This is a genomic window from Chelatococcus asaccharovorans (assembly GCF_003201475.1).
In the GTDB taxonomy this organism is placed as follows: domain Bacteria; phylum Pseudomonadota; class Alphaproteobacteria; order Rhizobiales; family Beijerinckiaceae; genus Chelatococcus; species Chelatococcus asaccharovorans.
Genome location: NZ_QJJK01000029.1, coordinates 1 through 19,139, shown reverse-complemented (window position 1 = coordinate 19,139; position 19,139 = coordinate 1). Strand labels below are relative to the sequence as shown.

Sequence of the window (19,139 nt, the reverse complement as noted above, 5' to 3'; positions counted from 1 at the left end):
TCACCTCCTTAACGACGTCAATAACGACGTCGTTAACGACGTGAACTTACCGGTTCAGACGCCTTCGAATAAGGCGGTGCTTATCGGCCGGTTACCCAAATCTCAAGGCCGTGGCCTGAGAACAGCGCTCTGATGTCCGCTGTCAAGGACTTGGCCGCAGCCATTCGGCCGCTCGGCCGAGCGGCGTTGAAGGTGGACGCGCACAGGTGGAGGCGGGGCCTGAAGGACGTCGGTGATCAAGCTCTGATGCGCGGGTTGGCTACCGCATTCCCGAGAGTGCGTCCGGGTCGTTTCCCTGTCTTACTGCGGGCGTCGGCCTTGGCCGGCCACAAAGCGTCTGATGGGAGTTCCCCTGCCGCGGCCCCGCCCCCGCCTGTGCGCGAGCGGTGGACTTGTCGCCCCGGCGTGGGCGACAGGCGCCTTATCCTGCTGGTCGCACCTCCCGTCCGATCGACCACATGAAGCCGACCAGCTCGCGGGCGATTGCGGTGCAGACGATGGTAGTCTTCTTTCCCTTGGCGCTGAGGGCCCGATAGCGCGCCGTAAGTCGCGCCTGCGCCTTCCAGGCGATCTCGCGTACCCTGGGCGAGGTCTGCTCCAGCTTGTAGAGCTTGGCCTTGCCGACCTTCGGCGGATGTCGATAGGTCCAGGCGCTCTCGACCAACATGTGGCGCACCCGGCCGTTGCCGGCCTTGGTGATCGAGCCGCGCCTAACTGTCTCGCCGGTCGAGCGTTCGCTGGGTACAAGGCCGAGATAGGCCATTAGCTGGCGTGGATTGTCGAAACGGTTTAGGTCGCCGATCTCGCTGACGAAGGTCACGGCGACGATCAGGTCGACGCCGCGCAGCGCTTGCAGCGCCTGGACGACGGGCGCCAGCGACCATTGCGGCACGAATTCCTCGATCGCCGCCTCGAGCCGCTGCACCCGCTCCTTCGACGTCCTCACCGCCTCCACCATCTCTTGCAGGGCGATCTGATGGGCGGGGTGATCGAATCTCTGCTCCTGCAGCCATCTCAGGTAGCGCATGCTCCAAGCCTTCGGCCGAGGAAACACCCGGCCGTGTTTGAGCATGAAGCTGCTGACCTGCTGACGATGAACCCGCTGCGTCTCGACGGCGGCGGCTCGGGCGCGGACCAGATCCCGCATCGCCTCGTGTCTCTCGTCCGGGACCCATACCGCCGTCAATTCGTCAGCCCGCAGGAGCCTGGCTAGGCTGATGGCGTCGCGCCGGTTGGTCTTGACCCGGTCTCCCGGCTTTCTCGGGATCAGCGACGGCGCCACGACCGTGCAGGCATGGCCGAGCGAGGTGATCAGCCGGTGCAGGCCGTAACCCGTCGGGCCCGCCTCGTAGCAAAAGTGCGCTCGCTCGCCCTTCGCGGTGAGTCGCTTCACCGCCCGGCGCATGCTCTCCTCGGCGGCGTCCACCTCCCCAAGGAAGCGCACCTCGCCGCCGCGCCCGCCATCCGCCACGGCGATGGCGTTCCGCGCCTTCGAGACGTCAATCCCGACGAAGATCTCGCTACAATGCCCCACGGCTCGTCCTCCTGCAGCGAGGATCGGCTCGGCCTCTCCGAGCAACCCTCGAAGGCGTAGTGTAGGGCGAGCCACCTCGGCTCAGCGGACATACGGTCTTACCATCCATCATCGTAAGCGCTTTCGCGCTCGGGTAAGCGCTTACCCATCATCTCCGCCTCGAGCATCTCCTGCATGACAGCGCGCTCGATTTCTCGCAGACCGTTTGGATTGTGGCTCTGAAGCTCCTTGATGGCAGCGGCAGCGGGTTTATCCTTGGAGCCGGTCTTGCTGGGCTCCTCCCGGAGAGGGGCACATCGAAGATCATTATCTTGCCATGACCGCCCCGCTCAGGCGATTAGCAGAACCTTCATCACACTACGCACGCTCTTTGTGAGATTGCATACCCGTCGTGTTGATCCGTTTTCCGAGATAGGATTCTACGACGTCGGGATTGGACAGCACAGCTTCCGGTGGGCCTTCCGCAATCTTGCGGCCAAAGTTTAGGACGACGATCCGGTCGACGAGTTGCACCAAAGCACGGATGACGTGTTCAATCATTAGGATCGTCGTTCCACTAGCATGGACGCGCTTTAACGCCTCGACGAGTAGGACTAATTCACCTTTGGACAGTCCGCCCAACACCTCGTCGAGCAACAGGAAGCGGGGTTCCGTGGCAAGACTCCGTGCCAACTCTAGGCGCTTCTTCTCACCGAGGGTGAGCGAAGCCGCCAAAGCATCACGCTTGTCTGCCAGCCCAACGAGCTCCAAAACTTCTGAGCAGCGTTGTTCGGGCGTACGCCTGCGTTGCGCACGGTGCGATACAAAGAGCGCCCCTGTGAGGACGTTTTCCCGAACAGTCATTTCGAGGAACGGTCGAACTACTTGGAACGTCCGCCCAATTCCAAGGTGAGAAATTCGATAAGGCCGTAGCCCGGAGATGTTCCTGCCATCGAACATGATGCCTCCTATATCCGGCCTAATATAACCGGTTATTAGGTTCATCAGAGTCGTCTTTCCTGCGCCATTGGGTCCAATGACTCCACAGAACTCGTGCTGAGCAAGATCGAACGAGAAATCGTCGATGGCTGGAACACCACCGAACCGCTTGGATACATTCTGAATTGATAACACCGAAAAGCTCCCGTTACTGTGCGGCGCCACTGAGAGCCCCACCAAAGAAAGCGTCGCGTAAGACTGCGCTGTCGCGAAGATCTTCAGCTTTTCCCGCTGCGACTATCCTGCCGTGGCTCAGTACATATGCACGATTCGAAACCGCGAGCGCTGCTTCCGTGTTCTGTTCGACGAGCAGAATGCTGATGCCTTCGGCCGCAATCACCGGAATGGTATCGTATACGAGTTCCGTGATCAGTGGAGAAAGCCCTAACGACGGTTCGTCGAGCAACAAGAGGCGTGGCTCAGACATCAAGGCTCGGCCGATTGCGAGCATCTGCTGCTCACCCCCTGACATCAGTCCTGCCAGCTGTTTTTTTCGCTCTGCAAGGCGAGGAAAAAGGTCGTAGATCCGTGTCAGGTTTCGAGGGCGACTAGCGCGGGCTTTACTTGCGAAAGAGCCAAGCAGTAGGTTCTCTTCCACGTTCAACTCGGGGAAGACTTGGCGTCCCTCAGGCGACAGCGCCACACCAAGGTCTACCCGTTTATGTGCGGGCTTGTCAGTGATAGGGTGGCCGTCGAGCCTGATCGTACCGCCGTAGGCTGATAGTAGGCCGGTGATAGCCATCATCGTCGTGGTTTTACCGGCGCCATTAGGTCCAAGGAGAGACACAATCTCTCCCTGTTGGACATCAAGAGAGACATCGCTGAGGACGATAGATTCCCCATAACCAGCATTGAGATGTTCGATCTGAAACAGCGGAGAGCTTGTCATGATGCAGGAGGCCGTTCGCGTTTTGCACTAACGATGACTGAGGACTGGGCCTTCAACGTTGGCAGCGGCCTAATCTTTGCTCCTATGGCCCAGGACAGCCAGCGATTTCGCATAGCGCCGAAGATGCCACCGGGTAAGAACAGGATGAAGGATACTAGGACGAGGCCGTAGATCAGCTGACTAGTACCTTCGAACTCAGTCAGCGAGATGCGAGTGATTTCGGACAATCCGAGGATGACAAATGCGCCAATGATTGGACCAACTTGGGTGTGAACGCCGCCAATAATTGTTGCGATCTGTGCGAGGACTGATTGGTGCAAGCTGAATGCAATTTCGGGCGAGAGATAGCCAGTGTACCACGTGTTGAGAACCCCCGCCAAAGCTGCGACCCCCCCGGCGACAGCGGACACGAAGGTTCGATAGAGTAATGGGTTGACCCCGAGCATCTGGGCTGCGCTCTCATTGTTGAGCATGGCGCGCATGGCATAGCGAAGGCGGGTTTTCATCAACAAGTAGACGAGAGTGACGGAGGCTACTGCCCCCACAATGGCGGCGCTGTAGAGAAACTCCTGGGACAAACGAGCGCTTTGGTTCAGATAGACACCAGTAGAGCCACCTGTAATATCAGGCAGCATCATAGCAGCTACCCGAAGAGCTTCAGTGTAGGCAATCGTTGCCACTGCGAAGTAAATGCCCCGGAGCCGTCCCGTGGCGACCGCTAAGAGCGCGCCAGCAGCAGCCCCCGCAAGAATTGCGGCAAAAACGCTGGTGCCAAACGATATCGACCATGAATTGACAAGAAGCATGCTGGTGTAGCTCCCGAGCCCCCAGAACGCAGAATGTCCGAGCGAAATTAGTCCGGTGCTCGCCATGAAATTCCAACTCACCGCCAGGATCACCATGAGGCCGGCTCGAAAGAATAAATCGTTTATAAGGGAAAACCCGAGTCCGATGAAGCTGCAGCCAAGTGCAGCAACCCCGGCCCCGATACATAATGTCATGAGAACGCGCATAGATTACCCATGAACTCGAGTGCCGATCAGACCTTGCGGTCGAATGAGGAGGAATAGGAACAGCGCAACGAAGGCTACGCCTTCCGCCCAGCCGCTTCCTTCTGGAACGTAGTAAGCGACGGTTGTTTCAAGCAGGCCAAGCAGAACGCCACCAAGCACCGCACCAGAGATGCTGCCAGCGCCGCCAAGGACCATAATTGCGAATGCCTTGACAAGAAGATGGAAACCAATGAATGGAGTTATAGTAGTAATGGAGCTAAGAGCAGCCCCGGTTGCCGCTGCGACGGCAATGCTGATAGCGAAGACGAGGGAATAAACGAAGCGTGTGTCAATTCCCATAAGTTTTGCCGCTCTTTCATTCTGGGCAATGGCACGGCTGGCTCGACCGTACTCGGTTCGCGTCAACCACATGTACAGAATAGCAGCGAGCGCGGCCGCCACTGTGAAGGTCAAAAGCCTACCCACCGGAATGAAAACTTCTGCTAAGTTGATTGCTGCCATTGAGTAGGAAGGGTTCGCTGAACGGAGATCGCCTGTCCACGCTAGTACAGCGGCATTTTGGAGGATGAGGCCGATTCCGAAGGTGAGAAGAATTTGGTTCAGGTGAGGAGCATCGAGGGAACGCTCGATGACATACCGGAAACAGACAAAGCCCGCTCCAAATCCGACCACGAGCATGATGGGTATGGACAGGAGCGGATCGATTCCCCACAAGGTGAACGCCCAGAAAGCACCATACGCTCCTAACATAATGGCTTCGCCATGGGCAAAGTTCAGGATGTTAGTGACGCCAAAGCTGAGCACTAGCCCCAGCGCCAGTAGTGCGTACAGGCCTCCAAGTAGTGCTGAGTCAATCAGCAGCTGCAGGATCATCATTTGTATCCCCGAGAAGCAAGAATGTGCGGCCAGTCCTTCGCAGACCTACTACTCCGTGCGTGCCTTAATCTCTCCGGTCTTTACTTCCGGAGGATACAAAATAATGCTCTTACCGTTCTGTCGCTGCGCAATCATTAGGCTCTCAAACGCTTGGTGGACAGTGCCCCCAGTCGACGTCTTGGTGAACCGGCCCGGACCAACTAATGTTTCAGTATTTAATTTTTCGAGTTCCTCGACAACCTTGTCCGGGTCGTCGCCAGCCTTTTCGAGCGCCATCAGAAGGAGTGACGCTGCAGAGTACGCACCGGCATCAAGGTAGGTCGGCTCGACCTGATATTTGTCACGGAAGCGCTTCTCCCAATCGGAGAGCGACGGGAATATGTCCGGTCTGTCCTTGCTTGCGGGCCGTTCCATTCCATGAATATACCCGGATAGGCCAATCCAGCCCTCCTGCGCGTCACCGGCTGCCTTCTGCCACTCCTCAAGTAAGACATCGAGGCCATCGACCAAGTATGGGATATTGATCCCAGCGATTTTTATTTGCTTCGCAAGCGTAACTAAGTCGGAGGTTTGGACCAGTGTGACGAGAGCCTCTGGTCTGAGCCGGCGGATCTTTGTAAGGATAGGATTGTAGTCTGCGGCACCCTGCCGTACGAGTTCTTCGCCGGCAATTTCGAACCCAGCTTCCTTATAAAATTGGCGGGCAAAAGGAAGACTTGTTCGCCCGTAGGCGTCGTCGGAATAAACGATAACAATCTTCTTGCCAGAGCCGATGATAGATTTTAGCCCGGCAGACATAGTTTGATGATAATGGTAAGCGTAAGGGTAAGTGTGAAAGAAGCGTCTCTCGCCTCCCACCTCCTCTTCAGTTCGGGTGGTCACGGACCCATGCCCGATCCAGACGGGCTTCTGCTGACGCCAGGCTGGGATTACGGCGGCGAACATCACGCTCGCAATCGGGCCGAAGATGTACTTCACCTTCGTTTGTTCAGTTAACTCGTTGATGCTTGCAACCGCAGCTTGAGGGTCCGACTGGATATCTCGGAATAAGAACTCGACCTTCTTCCCATTAACTTCACCCTTGAATGTCTCCAAGGCCATTTCTGCACCGCGCTTTCCGGCGGCTCCAAAGGCAACGAACCGGCCGCTCAATTCAAGCGGTGCTCCAATCTGGATTGTGTCTGCTGCGTTCGCAGCACCCGCGGCGGTTGAGAGCGCCAGGGCTCCGGCGATGCAGGCGCGTAGCTTCACTTTCATTGTTTCCTCCATAAGGTTTATTAGAACGAACCTGTTTCTTGCGTGCGGATTACATTGTTGTTCTTGAGTTGGGAGATAGAATCCGTGCCATACCCAAGTTCGGCTAGCACTTCGACTGTATGCTCTCCCAGTAATGGTGGTGGCCGCAACACTTCCCGACTTCTGCCCCCAAACACGACAGGATGCGCAACAGCATGCATTCGGCCGCCAACGGGATGGTCGAAATTGAGTATGATGCCGCGCGCCTCGGTCTGTGGATGCTGCAGCATCGTCTCCAATGTGTTGACCGGCGCGTTTGGTATTCGATATTCGGACAGCGTTGCTGTCCAGTGTGCTACAGTCTGTGTGATAATACGCGCCTGGATACGGTCGATAGTTTCCTCGTAATGAGATACTCGGTCAACGTTCGTGCGGAACCTAGGATCGTCACACATATCCATAAGATCTGTTGCAGCACAGAATCGGCGCCAAAGGTGTTCGCTGCCAACAGCAATCACAATGAGTCCGTCGCTGGCAGCAAATGCTTGGTATGGGCAGAGTGAGGCATGTCGGGATCCGCAACGCTCCGGTAGTTTGCCATCAATCCAATAGCTTTGAGCATGCCATCCAAGTAAGGCAGCCGCTGTTTCATACAATGAAACCTCGATGTAGTTGCTTGTGCCAGTTGTGTCGCGTATTCTTAGCGCCGCGAGGACGCCGGTGAGGGCATGCAGACCTGTAGTTTGATCTAGTGGTGAGAAGCCGACCCTCAACGGGTCACTGTTAGGCTCGCCAGTGACCGACATAAGGCCTGTAAAGGCCTGCATCATCACCTCGTATCCCGGCTGACTTCCAAGTGGACCGCTTCGTCCGAAGCCAGAAATTGCGCAGTAAATAATACGCGGATTGATCTTAGCGAGGGCCTCCCAGCCAACACCGAGCTTGTCAGCAGCACCAGGCGCCAAGCTCTCCACGACGATGTCTGATGTCGCTGCAATTTCGTACACTATCTGGCGACCTTGCTCGGTCTTCAGATCGATCGCTAGGCTTCGCTTGTTGCAGTTCATTGCGAGGTAGGTCGCTCCATCGTTGCCGATGAACGGCGGCATGCCCCGCGTTCCGTCGCCACCGTCAGGGTCCTCAATTTTGAGGACTTCGGCACCCATCGCACCAAGGTATTGAGTGCATAGTGGGCCAGCAATGAACTTGGTTATGTCTAGAACGCGGAGACCACTGAGGGGGAGCATTGGCCTGATCTCCTCTAGGAGATAGCAGCTATTCGGCGAAGCTCGGCAATCTCGCCGTCGCCCAGTCCAATCTCTGCAAGGATCTCATCGGTATTCTCTCCCAGGTTGGGAGCATGGCCCCGACCGTGGTGGGCGGTCAGCCTGCCAGGAAGAAGGACAGTCGGGGTACCGCTGTCATCTCTCACGATAGTTCCCCTGGCGGCAAAGTGCGGATCCGCGAAGACCTCGTCTGGCCCATTCACCGGGGCAAAAGGAATATCGGCACGCTCGAATATCTCACACCAATGTCGTAGATCTTCAGAACGGATCACCTCTGCGACGACATTCCGGATGGCATAACTGTGTACTCGATCGTGGGCAACCTCTCCAATGCTCGGATAGCGCTCTAGCAAATCAACATGGCCAATCGCATGACAGAAGTTATTCCAGAACTTTTCCTCAATTAGTGCGAGCGATATTCCGCGATCATCGGCTGTGTGAAAAACGTCATTAGTAGGATGGAGATGGTGCCATTCGGATTCCTCCGACACTGGTCTACTACCGAACCGAACCTGGGCCCAATGAAGTACCGCGTCTGCAATTGCTAGATCGATAAATGCACCTTGTCCGGTGATGTCTCTGCTACGCAGCGCTGCTAATATGTTTGTCACAGCGTAGAGTGCACCGGCTAGATCAGCCACTGGCAGGCCGCTACGACGAGGCGCCTCGCCCCATTGCCCTGGCGTACTCAGGCCGCCGGCGAGTGCGAGATAGTTCACATCGTGTCCAGGTCGATGTGCGTATGGCCCGTCCTGGCCGTAACCTGAGATTGAAACATAGATTAGATCGGACTTCAGATCCTTGAGATTGTCATAATCGATACCCAGCCGTTTGGTCACACCCGGTCGGAAGCTCTCAATTACAACGTCAGCTTTGCCTGCAAGCTTGAGGAAAACCTGACGACCTTGTTCAGATTTTAGATCTAGCGCAATACTCCGTTTGTTGCGATTCACGAGCTCGAAAAGGTCTGGGAACAATTCGCGCATGTAGTCGCCGGTGTGTGGACGCTCAATTTTCAGAACGTCGGCGCCAAGCTCGGCGAGTTGATGGGTTCCGAAGGGTCCCGGAAGCAGCCAAGTAAGATCAAGAACTCGAAGACCAGCTAGCGGCAGAATATCTGCCGGGGTAGGCCGATTATCTTGTATGTGATCTGCGGTCATTTTGCTGGCACCAATCGACACGCTAATTGTCCTTAGCTGAGATGGATTTTTTTGAACGCCATTCAAATACATGAACTATTTAGTGTCAAGCCGAAAACACTAGTCAGGACGTGGGCAAGGCGGCTTGTCGTCTAGGCTCAGCATCCCTCCATTTGTTATGCTATCGGTGTTGAAGACCTCAGACTTGGCTTCAGGAGAATGCGTCCGGTTGGTGCCGCACTCTCCATCAAACGATGAGCATGAGCCGCTTCATCAAGCGGCAGTGACGCGGATATCATTGGCTTCACGGCCCCCCGCCGCACAAGTTCGATAGCATCGACTAGTTGCCGGCGCGATGTCGCCTTAGCACTGCGGATTGTCAGATCCTGCAAGAAGATCTGCGCAGGATTTAGCTTTACGAACTCGCCGGATAGCTGGCCCACCATGATCCAGCGCCCGCCCATCCCGAGGCTGCGTCGGGTGCTAGTAAATGTTGCGCTGCCAACGTTGTCGATAGCTACGTCTACGCCCTCAGACCCCGTGATGGCACGTACGTCGGCAGAGAAGTCTCCGCCGCGTTCTGCCACGATGACGTGATGCGCACCGGCACGTTTAATCTCTTCGGCTTTCTGCGGAGATGTTGTGACGGCGATGACTTCCGCGCCGGCAAAACGGGCAATCTGCACGCCGTGTATGCCAAGCCCGCCGCCGGCCCCTGTGATCAGCACGCGATCGCCCGCACGAACCTCAGCTACATCCCGAATTGCATTGAGTTGGGTGCCTATCGCACAAGCAATAATCGCCGCATGGTCGAGGGGCACCTCATCCGGTACAAGAGCTATATTGTCCTCTTCGACAGCAACAAACTCGGAATAACCTCCGTTGAGGCCCACGTCGCCCAGCATCACGCGCTCTGCGCATGCACTCTCGCGATCAGTACGACAGTAGCGGCATTGGCCACATACATGGCTGCGCTGCACAGTTGTCACACGATCTCCAGTCTTAAAGAGGCGAACTTCGGCGCCAACCTGCCGAACTCGACCAGAGACTTCATGACCAGGGATTACGGGAATTTGAACGCCCCGCTTGAGAGTGCCATTCCGCACAACGACGTCGTGAAAGCAGACGCCGCATGCCTCAACTTCGATTAGGACATCGTGAGTTCCAATCGGCGGCAACGGCACATCTTCTAGTTGCAAGGCATCAGCTGCGCCGGGATCCCTGACAACAATTGCCCGCATGAACACCCCCCTAAACAAGCACTTGAGACGCGCTTTCGTTCTGCTATCGGAATGTAGTTCATATATTGGACCGAAGTCAAACGTCATTTTGCGCGCGTAGAAACTTTCCGCCGGTCCGAGGAGGAGTTCTGCGGGTTAACATAACCAAGATCGGACGACATCCGGAGGGCGGCCTGATGGGCCGCCTCCATCATAAGGCTAAGTTTCTTCTTCGCCCTCTCAACTGGCGCGCCGAGGGTCAATGCAGCAATGAGCTTGTGCTCATGGTCGAATACGGCAGCTGAAACTCCCGCCACGTCGGGGGAAAATTCGCCGATCGTCTGTGAGGTACCACTTCTACGTATTTCAGCGAGAATTGTACGTAAGGCCGCTGAATCAGGGGGCATTCTGCCCGCTTGTGGTTCAGTGGCTAGTTTCTTGAGGTAGTCGTCGATCCAGTCGGAAGGCTGATACGCCAACAGAAGACGTCCCGCTGCAGTGCTATAAAGCGGGCGCGAGGTACCGATCGGCACAGTGTACCGGATAGGGCTTACGCTTTCGACCTTGTCAACATAGACCGCGCGCTGCATCTCAAGATCCAAGGTGGCGAGAAGCGCGGTCTCACCAGTCTTTGCAACAAGGTCTCGCATTATAGGTTTAGCAATCTGCGATAATGGGAAGGCTGGTACGATGGCGATTGCAAGACGGTGGGCGGACGGCCCGAGTGAGTAGCGGCTATCTTCGCTGGTTAGGTAGCCGTGCTGGACCAAAGCGCGCAGCAGACCTAGCAGGCTGCTCTTCGGCGACTGGAGCTCATGACTAACACGAGCAAGCGTCGCCGCTTCAGGGTGCGCGGCTATGTACTCTAGGATCTTAAGGGTGCGGAGAAGAGACCTTGGTCCGTCATGGGACTGCGTAGCGGGCTCATGTTCAGTTGTCATGTGAGAACTCATTGTTATGACTCGGATCGGTGGCCTGCTGCCGGTTTTTCGGACACCGAGTTAGGCTAATCCCACCTTGTTTTCAAATTCCATCGGGCTGAGATAGCCCAGTGTCGAATGCCGACGCTTCGGATTGTAGAAGCGCTCGATGTAATCGAACACGTCCGCCTTTGCATCGTTTCTGGTTCTGTAGACCTTGCGAGCTGTCCTTTCGGTTTTGAGTGACGAGAAGAAGCTTTCCATCGCGGCATTGTCCCAGACATTGCCGGACCTAGGGGATGTCCCGCCCGATGTTGAAAAGAGCTTGGCGGACGTCGCTGGTGGAGGAGGCTATGCAGCGTCGCGAGCAGGGTCAAGGCCGGCGCCGACGGCGCGGGCCTGATGGGCGAGAAGGGCGGCGCGCATCCACGCCTTCATCTTCTCGGCCGACAGCGCCACGAAGCGACGCGACACCGCCGATTTGGTCACCCCGGCCCCTCGCGCGGCGGGGATGTCGCCGCCGGGCAGACGCACGGCGCGGCCGAACGTGCGGGTCGAGACGTTCATCAGCATCAGATTGAGCGCCCATCGGCCGAGAAGATCCTCGTCGACCGCCGCGGTCCAGCTCGGCAGGGTCATCTCACCGCCGTCACGGGCACGGACGCGGGGACGCTCGACTTCGACCTTGCCGCCGTGAAAGCCGATCTTTCCCCTGGCTCTGCCCCAACGATGCCCCTCCCGATCCTTGCTGCGACCATGGCGAGGGCCGCAGAGCCGAGCCGCATCCTCTTCCATCATCCCGGTGAGAGTGGCCAGACCGGCTGTCAGGCAAAGGCGTTCGAAGCTGGCACGGACCTCGTCCACAGCTTCATCGACGAGGGCAGACGGCGTCACCGCCGCCGTTGTGATAGGGGTCTTCATGGCGTTGCTTTCCTTCGAGGATTCGACACCCCGAGCCTAACGGCTCAAGGCGAGCAACGCCGCCCTCCCTTTTTCAACAGAGACCGGGACATCCCCCGGACCTGCTCATAGAACAGGTGATGCCGTGATCAGCCATGAGACGCTGGAACTGCTCGCTCGTGTATTGGCTACCCTGGTCCGAATGGTGGAGAAGCGCATCCGGCTTGCCTCTGCGCCAGATGGCCATGATCAGCGCATCTGTGACGAGCTGGGCCGTCATGTTGGCATTCATCGACCAGCCAACGACACGGCGCGAGAACAGGTCGATGACGGCAGCCACATAGAGCCAGCCCTCAGCCGTCCATAGATAGGTAAAATCGGCCACCCACTTCTGGTTCGGTCTTGCTGCCCCGAACTGCCGGTCCAGCACATTCGGCATGATGACCGGGCGCTCACCGTCATCTTTCGGCAAGCCCCGCCTTCTCGGTCTTGCTCTCAATGCATTGTCGCGCATGAGACGCTCGACGCGATGCAGACCACAGGAAAAGCCCTCCGCGAGAAGATCATGCCAGCCGAGTCTCCGGTGTTCGGCATTGATTGACTGCGTCCAGCTCCTGGGGACTGAGAGTATGATGATGCAGGATCTCAGCTTCCGTCTCTGGCAACGCCAGCAGCGCCTCCCGCTGTTTCTTGGTCATCGAGATTCGCCCTGGCATTCCGTCTCCTTTCAAAAACTACTTGCCTTACGACGCCATATTGAAAGAGGATTATGAAAGGCTCTTCACCATGAATTGTCGTTTGCGGCGGCGCGCTTGCACAAACGGCCGTTTGCGAAAGGAACCGCTGTGCTGATCGGCTATGCCCGGGTAAGCAAGGGGGACGACCAGTCCAACAGGGCACAGATCAAGGCGCTGACCGATGCCGGCTGCGAACGGGCCTTCGAGGAAGAAGCCTCCGGCGGCCGCTGGGAGCGGCCGCAACTGCACAGGATGCTCGACCAGTTGCGCAAGGGCGATACAGTTGTCGTATGGAAGCTTGACCGCCTGTCCCGCTCGCTCAAAGACGTGTTGCATTTGATGGAGCGCATTGAGGAGGCCGGCGCCGGCTTTCGATCCTTGACCGAGGCGATCGACACGACGACGCCAGCTGGGCGCATGCTCATGCAGATGGTGGGCTCCTTCGCGGAGTTCGAAAGAGCGATGATCCAGGAGCGCACCACGGCCGGCCTTGCCCAGGCCCGCGCGGAGGGCCACATCGGCGGCCGCCGCAAGAAGCTCGATGCGAAGAAACGACTAGAAATCGCCGAGAGCGTCTTGTCGGGTCGCAAGTCTGGCGCTGAAATGGCCCGGCTCTACGATATTAGCGAACCGACCGTGTCGCGGATTGTCGCCGCCTATCGCCTGACCAGGAGCCCTCCATGAAAGCCAGCCATGATCTGTCCGGCCTCGTCAAATTCCTCAGCCGCGATGACTGGGCGTTTCATTTCGAGGAGGTGATGGGCGACCATTTCTGGCCCGTCATGGATCACTTCGATCTTGACCATGAAGAGATCAACGACGCGCTTGGCGATCATTGGGCCATGACTCTGTGGGGTTGCGCTTTTGAGGATTTCCTCACGCAGGTCTTCGACCCCGGCGGCCAGACCTTTGTCGAGGCCTATCTCAAGCGCCGCAGCTGGAAGGAAAGCGCACAGAGCAAGGCCTATATGACGGCGCTCGGCACCTCCGTGATGAGCCTTTACGAGGCGAGCGAAATTGTTCCCGGGAAATCCTTTCTTGCGCGCGACCTGATCCGCGGCGGCGAGCCTGTCCTGATCAGCGAAGGAACTGCAACGAAGACGCTGCGGCAGTGGGAGCGGGTCGCCGCTCGCATCGTGCCGCTCGGCGGCAAACTGATCATCGCCGGCGGTTTGCTGCCCTTCTCGCAGGAGGCCAGCGATGCCTTGCTGGAGGGGTTCAAGGCCTTGCCCGGCAAGCGCCGGCGTTCCCGGACCCAGCCGTTGCTCGATGATGAAATGCTGCGTGCAGCCGCGCCGTTGTTCACCCATGCCTTCCTGTTCGATGTGCTCCCCAAAGCCCTTGGAGAAACACGGCCGATCATCCACAACAGCGACGGCGATGAAATCGTCTTTCATGAAGTCCGCTTTCCGCTCGCAACCGGGATAACCCGGAAGGACATTGCGTGGCGGCTCCAGGGAATTCCCCAGCTGCGCCAGGAGAATGCGCAGTTCTGGAACTGGCTGGATGAACGGTCACAAAAGGGGCCGCTGAAAGCACGTGTGCCAAACGCTCTTGCCGCTGGCACCACAATGGAAGATGGCACGCCGGTGCTGGGCAATCTCGAGCTGAAAGGACGCTTTCTCACTCTCATGGTCAATTCCGCCGCGCGCGCCGCCAGGGGGCGCGAGATGCTGGAAAATGTGCTCGGCAAAATGGTCGGAGTGCCGCTAACCACCATCCAGACCATCGAACAGATGCAAGAAGCCCGCAAAGGCCGGACGAAAGAGGTCGACGATATCCCCTTGGAGGTCGCAACGCCTCTCGTTCACGCCATGCTCGACAAGCAATATCGCGAAATCCTCGATCAACCGGTCGGCATGCTGGGCGACATCTCGCCACGGTCCGCCGTTGGCACGCAGAAGGGACGGGAAAAGGTCGCCGAATGGCTCAAATATCTCGAATTCCGATCCGCAAGCTCCCAAAACCCGCATGACCCCATGACAACCTACGACTTCGGCTGGATGTGGCGCGAGCTCAACATCGAAAACCTCCGCCGATAATCCCCTACCGTATTTCTGTGTCCCAATAATGTACTGAACCCCTAACGGCCGCCTTCGGAGTCTCTGACGAGATTGGCGCTGCATTCACAGGCGCCAGCGGCATATTGCGTTTCGTCGTTGCCGAGAACGCCGGCCGGTCCGACAAGGCCAAGGCGATCATGAAGGCGATCGAGAATGATCATGACAACATCGTCGCCATGGGCGCACTACTTGCTGAGAAGAGCATCAAGGCGGGCCTGCCGGGGGAGGCTCTCGACCGCTGGTTCCTTCGGGAAGAACGTCATCGGCGCCAAGGCAACATCTTCTACATCCACACCAAGATGATGATGATCGACCCGTTCGGGCCGAACCCGCGCGTGTTTTCGGGGTCCGCCAATTTCTCCGCGAATTCGGTGACTGACAATGACGAGAACATGTTGCTGCTGTCGGGTGAATGGGCGTCGGAAGTGACACCGGTCCTCGTCAACGAGTTCATGCGCCTGCACCGGCATCTCTATTTTCGCACGACGGCGCTGCGGCTTGCCGGCTCTGGCGGCGCCGATGCGAGCAAGGCGGCGGTCCTTGCCCCGGACGACAGCTGGCAGGCCGACCACTTCAGGCAAGGGCGGCAGAAACACCGCAAGCGCGAGCTGTTCCGATAGTCCGGGCCGGTTGCCCGTTCCGGTGCTGCCCGCCGAGGGAAGGCCATCCGCGTGTCTGCATCGTAGATTGCTCGTTTCATCGGGCGGTCCGCCTCATGCACCCGTCTCGGAAACCGGCACCGCCTCTCCACGAGCGATCAGTGCGCGCGTGTGCCTGAGCGGCGGCAGCCCGAATGCGCGCGTACTCTCTGGAGAATTGCGTGGGGCTCTCGTAGCCGACGCTGAATGCGGCGCTGGAGACCGATTGCAGTTCCGACTGCATGAGGCGCCGGGCCTCGTACAGCCGCAGACGTTTCTGGTATTGCAGCGGCGTCGTGCCGGTGACGGCCTTGAAGTGGGAATGGAAGGCCGAGTCGCTCATGCCGACCGAACCGGCGAGATCAGCCACCACGAGTGGCCGTTCGAGATTGTTGCGTATGATGGCGATAGGGTCGGCAATGCTCGACGCATGGTAATCAGGGCGCCTTCGCCCATCGGCTGACCCTCTCGGACATAAAACCTGTTCTACGCCGCCCTACGTAGCGCGGTGACGCCTACACTGATGCGCATTCGGCGTCGCCGCGACTGTTGAGCTGACGACCCGCGGCGGAATCACCTCGTCTCCGCCGTATCGCCGACCGCGTGAAACGAGCCGAGCAGGTGCTCGTGCCCGGAGCGCTGCTGTGCGTCCATCCAACGCGGGTAGCTTACATAACAACCTCGGTTTCGTCTTCACCCGCTTCATAGGCAAGCGCGGTCCCTTTTGTGAGAAAGATGAATCCACCGGCCTTGGCGGTTTTTGCGCTATCGGCGGTCCGGATCGTAAGGGCGCCCTTTGTGACGACGAGAACTTCGTCATAGGTTACGACCCACTCATGCTTCTCCCCTTTCTCTTGTTGCGATAATAGCCCGCGCTCAACCACATCGACCGGCATGTCTCGGGCATCGCAAACTTCGGGAAGCCCAAGCTATGTCTAGCTGGGGGCAGAGGTTGTTTCCTGCCCCCAAGGGAATCGACCGGGCAAACCCTACGCGTGCCTGTGCGTCGAGCTACTCGAGGGGCGGGGAGACGGATTTGCCATAGCTGTCGAGCACTGCGGCCACGTCCCCAAGCATGCTCGACAAAGACTGGGTTCCCGTAGCTTGAAGACGAACATTGGCTTTTTCGAAGATCACGACACAGATCTCGCTGGAATCATGGCGCGACTGGTAAGCTAATCCATCCGGACGGTCTGGGTGATCCCAGAGAGCGTCCGACCAAAGGCCGCAAGGCTCATAGGGTCCCGTTGAAATCGAGTTATCCGTGCCGACCGCCTGCAGCCCCGATCCATACAGGCGCACCATCCGCATGGGTCGACTAGAGACAAGCCCGGAAACGGAACGCCCGACGATATCGGTCATGGCCACCATGAGACGTTGCGGATTGCGCAGGAGGGTTTCGGCCAGGGCGCCGCGACGGGTGAGACCGGCATAGAGGACTCCGAACCGCCCGCTGGCACTGTCAAACCGGTTCGTAGCCGGCACATTTCGGCCCGGGCCGAAGAAGATTGGATCGAGCGATGAACGGTGGACACGGTGCAACACCCGTCCGGCCTCCATCTCGTCGATCGGCAGCGATATGTCAGAGAGCCATCCGGGAGGAGGAGGTGCCCGACCGGAAGGACCGCGGGGCGCGGACCGCTTCGTCGGCGTCATGCATATCCATCCTGCGCCTCACTGCGCAGGAGGCGCAGAACCGCGTCCCGATCGCCGGACTTCAGCGCTTCAAGGGCCGACCGCCCTCCAAGCGCCGAGTCGGGCGCGAGCAGGAAATCGAGCGCCACCCACGGTCCGGCCGAAGCGTAGGCTCGAATGACATCCGCGATACCGGCCACGACCTCCGTCTCATCGAATTGACAGGCGGGATAGCGCCAGTCGCTCCCATCGCGAACAGCAAGCAAGGCTCCGGATCGCCGGCGCTTGTCGACCGCCTGACGCGAGATGCCGAGAAGTCGGCCCGAATCCTCGGCCGACAAAGTGCCGCCAGCGCGCTCAATCAGCCGCTTGCGGTGCTCGACGTTCCTTGCGAGGGCGGGAACGAGCGGATCGAGCTCAATGACGGCCTCACCAACGACCTCGGACCGGCTGAGGAGCCATGCGAGCGAACCCGCATCGGTTGGCGCAGCCAAAGCGTCAGACAGTGTCTTCGGCGAAGCAGAGGCCGCCATGCGCTCAAGCGCTGATGTAGCGCGCCGGAGAAAGGCCGCCTGCAGGGAATCAGAACGCGTGCTGCTCGGGTTTGGCGCGGTGCGAGCCATGAGAACCTCGCTGGTTGTCTTAGGGAGTATATAGATACGCCGAAGCCAGCGTCAACCAATACGCTTGCTGCAGATGGTCATGGCTCAAGGGGTCTGTTGGTGTGCGTTTTCAAAGAACTCCCCATGCGCGATAGCGGCCCCTGCCGGTCATCTCCCGCACGCCAAGCTCAGTGATGAGGTTAAGCGCGCCGCGTTGAGTCACATTCACTTCCTTGGCGATCATCGTCGCAGACACGATCGGTCGCGACAGGATCAGGTCTATGACGCCGGGGAGGCTGCTCGACGAACGCCTGGACCGCAGCCGGCGCTGCATTTGCTCCCGCGCCTGAGCAAGCCGAGAGACCTCTTTCATGCCAGCGTCGCCGGCGGCCGACATGGCGTCGAGAGCAGCCAGCAAACGCGTCGTCTTGCTCCGCGACCGTCGGCGTTCGCGCGGGATCGTCTTCAACCCGACATTGAGGCAAAACAGATGTGAGGCCACCTTGCGCCGGGATCGAAGCCAGGCGCCGACCAGCAGGGTGCCGAGCCAGTGCTTATTCTGCAATGGCTCCAGGGTCTCCCACGCGTCCCAAAGAACTGCGGCCGCAAGCGTCGGCGGCATGTCTTCGACCTCACGACCGACCGCCTGCCATTGCTCGATCCTGCCGCGCTCGTCCCATTCAGCATCGCGGACGACCAGGTCTCCCACGATGACACTCTGCGGCTTCTCGGTTTGAACGGTGAAAGCCCCCTCCCCTTCCAGAATGCGCCGGGAGCGTTCGAGAACCGCATCGATCGCGGCGAATTCCGCGGACAATGGCTCCTCTCCGTCCGGAGAGACGTCCCCGCCGCCATCACTACCCGGGCCTAGGTCGTTCTCGACGGCCCGACCGGGGGCGTCTCTCACGCCCGCAAGCGCCGAAAGGCCCGAGCCACCGACAGCCCAGGCGGGATCGGCATTCGCGATCCGTCGGCGGGCACGCAGTATCGCATGCGAGATGGTGAGCTCATGCGTCGGCGCCCGCACATCCATGTGGGCATCATGAAGGACGAGATCCTCGACGTGAACAAGCTCGCCCGCAATCCACATGCTGGCGGCCGAATCGAAAAAATGCCCCCTTTCGACGAATCCATCCCCTTCGGGACTGCGCCGGACCGCCTCGTCGAGGCGTGCGAGGTGATCCTCGGCCCTCCCGATCGCCGGCAGGAGGGTCCGGAGCGGCAAATTGGTTTCATCATAACGCATTGTAATCGCCTAGCTTCTGTTCTCATACGGAAGCTACCATAGCCATCACTTCCGTCATAGCGGCACATTTTCCACGCGCGCGTACTATAGGGAGGGTCAGCGGCTTCCGGATTGAACAGATGCTCCGCAATCGTGGCTCAGATCGACGAGAAGCGTCGATTTGCGGGGATTTCCCGCTCGGCCTAATGGCAGAAACGCCTATAAGAGACGTTTACAAACGATCGTTT

19 protein-coding genes and 3 pseudogenes are annotated in these 19,139 nt (G+C 58.6%); 3 read left to right on the top strand and 19 right to left on the bottom strand.

The annotated features are described in order from the left end of the window. Positions 1-421: 421 nt before the first annotated feature. The 14 genes and pseudogenes from C7450_RS32985 to C7450_RS35280 form a co-directional block, all read right to left on the bottom strand. Positions 422-1,534 (bottom strand): IS110 family RNA-guided transposase, encoded by a 1,113-nt coding sequence (locus tag C7450_RS32985; RefSeq protein ID WP_110378654.1) that lies wholly within the window; start codon positions 1,532-1,534, stop codon positions 422-424. Positions 1,535-1,891: 357 nt separating this feature from the next. Next, positions 1,892-2,647 carry an ABC transporter ATP-binding protein gene (locus C7450_RS32980; protein ID WP_110378653.1) on the bottom strand — a complete coding sequence of 252 codons (756 nt, stop codon included), beginning with the start codon at positions 2,645-2,647 and terminating at the stop codon, positions 1,892-1,894. Positions 2,648-2,660: 13 nt separating this feature from the next. After that, entirely contained in the window at positions 2,661-3,401 is a 741-nt protein-coding gene (locus C7450_RS32975) for an ABC transporter ATP-binding protein (protein WP_110378652.1), read from the bottom strand. Further along, on the bottom strand, positions 3,398-4,402 hold the full coding sequence (locus C7450_RS32970; RefSeq protein WP_281064299.1) for a branched-chain amino acid ABC transporter permease: 1,005 nt from the start codon (positions 4,400-4,402) through the stop codon (positions 3,398-3,400). The genes C7450_RS32975 and C7450_RS32970 overlap by 4 nt, the downstream gene beginning before the upstream one ends. Before the next feature lie 15 nt (positions 4,403-4,417). Beyond that, on the bottom strand, positions 4,418-5,287 hold the full coding sequence (locus C7450_RS32965; RefSeq protein ID WP_170147571.1) for a branched-chain amino acid ABC transporter permease: 870 nt from the start codon (positions 5,285-5,287) through the stop codon (positions 4,418-4,420). Positions 5,288-5,338: 51 nt separating this feature from the next. Then, on the bottom strand, positions 5,339-6,547 hold the full coding sequence (locus C7450_RS32960; RefSeq protein ID WP_170147570.1) for an ABC transporter substrate-binding protein: 1,209 nt from the start codon (positions 6,545-6,547) through the stop codon (positions 5,339-5,341). A 20-nt stretch (positions 6,548-6,567) separates the two neighbouring features. Further along, on the bottom strand, positions 6,568-7,773 hold the full coding sequence (locus C7450_RS32955) for a CaiB/BaiF CoA transferase family protein (protein ID WP_110378648.1): 1,206 nt from the start codon (positions 7,771-7,773) through the stop codon (positions 6,568-6,570). 14 nt (positions 7,774-7,787) lie between these two features. Beyond that, positions 7,788-8,993, bottom strand: coding sequence for a CaiB/BaiF CoA transferase family protein (locus C7450_RS32950; RefSeq protein WP_170147569.1), 1,206 nt, complete (start codon positions 8,991-8,993; stop codon positions 7,788-7,790). A 134-nt stretch (positions 8,994-9,127) separates the two neighbouring features. Further along, on the bottom strand, positions 9,128-10,192 hold the full coding sequence (locus tag C7450_RS32945; protein WP_170147568.1) for an alcohol dehydrogenase catalytic domain-containing protein: 1,065 nt from the start codon (positions 10,190-10,192) through the stop codon (positions 9,128-9,130). Between the two features lie 83 nt (positions 10,193-10,275). Further along, the gene (locus C7450_RS32940; RefSeq protein WP_170147567.1) at positions 10,276-11,112 is read right to left on the bottom strand and encodes an IclR family transcriptional regulator; all 837 of its coding nucleotides are present in this window, start codon (positions 11,110-11,112) and stop codon (positions 10,276-10,278) included. A 60-nt stretch (positions 11,113-11,172) separates the two neighbouring features. Then, positions 11,173-11,385 (bottom strand): annotated as a pseudogene (locus C7450_RS32935) (IS3 family transposase); the annotation flags it as partial. 93 nt (positions 11,386-11,478) lie between these two features. Then, positions 11,479-12,012 (bottom strand): annotated as a pseudogene (locus C7450_RS32930) (IS256 family transposase); the annotation flags it as partial. A 94-nt stretch (positions 12,013-12,106) separates the two neighbouring features. Further along, positions 12,107-12,571: pseudogene (locus tag C7450_RS32925) on the bottom strand (IS3 family transposase); the annotation flags it as partial. Continuing rightward, positions 12,555-12,689, bottom strand: coding sequence for a DUF4158 domain-containing protein (locus C7450_RS35280; RefSeq protein ID WP_170147566.1), 135 nt, complete (start codon positions 12,687-12,689; stop codon positions 12,555-12,557). The pseudogene C7450_RS32925 and the gene C7450_RS35280, both read right to left, overlap by 17 nt. Before the next feature lie 147 nt (positions 12,690-12,836). Here C7450_RS35280 and C7450_RS32915 point away from each other — a divergent pair, with 147 nt between their 5' ends. The 3 genes from C7450_RS32915 (at position 12,837) to C7450_RS32905 (ending at position 15,411) form a co-directional block, all read left to right on the top strand. Further along, positions 12,837-13,412, top strand: a complete 576-nt coding sequence (locus tag C7450_RS32915) for a recombinase family protein (protein ID WP_110378655.1) — start codon at positions 12,837-12,839, stop codon at positions 13,410-13,412. Then, on the top strand, positions 13,409-14,770 hold the full coding sequence (locus tag C7450_RS32910) for a DUF7986 domain-containing protein (RefSeq protein ID WP_110378643.1): 1,362 nt from the start codon (positions 13,409-13,411) through the stop codon (positions 14,768-14,770). Before C7450_RS32915 ends, C7450_RS32910 begins: the two co-directional genes overlap by 4 nt. Positions 14,771-14,874: 104 nt before the next feature. After that, positions 14,875-15,411 (top strand): phospholipase D-like domain-containing protein, encoded by a 537-nt coding sequence (locus C7450_RS32905; protein ID WP_110378642.1) that lies wholly within the window; start codon positions 14,875-14,877, stop codon positions 15,409-15,411. A gap of 76 nt (positions 15,412-15,487) precedes the next feature. On the opposite strand, the gene C7450_RS32900 is transcribed toward C7450_RS32905, so the two are convergent. The 5 genes from C7450_RS32900 to C7450_RS32880 all read right to left on the bottom strand — a co-directional run bounded on the left by C7450_RS32900 (position 15,488) and on the right by C7450_RS32880 (position 18,912). Beyond that, positions 15,488-15,829 (bottom strand): helix-turn-helix domain-containing protein, encoded by a 342-nt coding sequence (locus C7450_RS32900; protein ID WP_425351281.1) that lies wholly within the window; start codon positions 15,827-15,829, stop codon positions 15,488-15,490. A 268-nt stretch (positions 15,830-16,097) separates the two neighbouring features. Then, on the bottom strand, positions 16,098-16,325 hold the full coding sequence (locus C7450_RS32895) for a cupin domain-containing protein (protein WP_110378641.1): 228 nt from the start codon (positions 16,323-16,325) through the stop codon (positions 16,098-16,100). Positions 16,326-16,440: 115 nt separating this feature from the next. Next, the gene (locus C7450_RS32890; protein ID WP_110378640.1) at positions 16,441-17,085 is read right to left on the bottom strand and encodes an RES family NAD+ phosphorylase; all 645 of its coding nucleotides are present in this window, start codon (positions 17,083-17,085) and stop codon (positions 16,441-16,443) included. Continuing rightward, positions 17,082-17,687: a helix-turn-helix domain-containing protein gene (locus C7450_RS32885; RefSeq protein WP_110378639.1), complete on the bottom strand. Its 606-nt coding sequence runs from the start codon at positions 17,685-17,687 to the stop codon at positions 17,082-17,084. Before C7450_RS32885 ends, C7450_RS32890 begins: the two co-directional genes overlap by 4 nt. Before the next feature lie 109 nt (positions 17,688-17,796). Then, positions 17,797-18,912 carry an RHE_PE00001 family protein gene (locus tag C7450_RS32880; RefSeq protein ID WP_110378638.1) on the bottom strand — a complete coding sequence of 372 codons (1,116 nt, stop codon included), beginning with the start codon at positions 18,910-18,912 and terminating at the stop codon, positions 17,797-17,799. Positions 18,913-19,139: the final 227 nt, after the last annotated feature.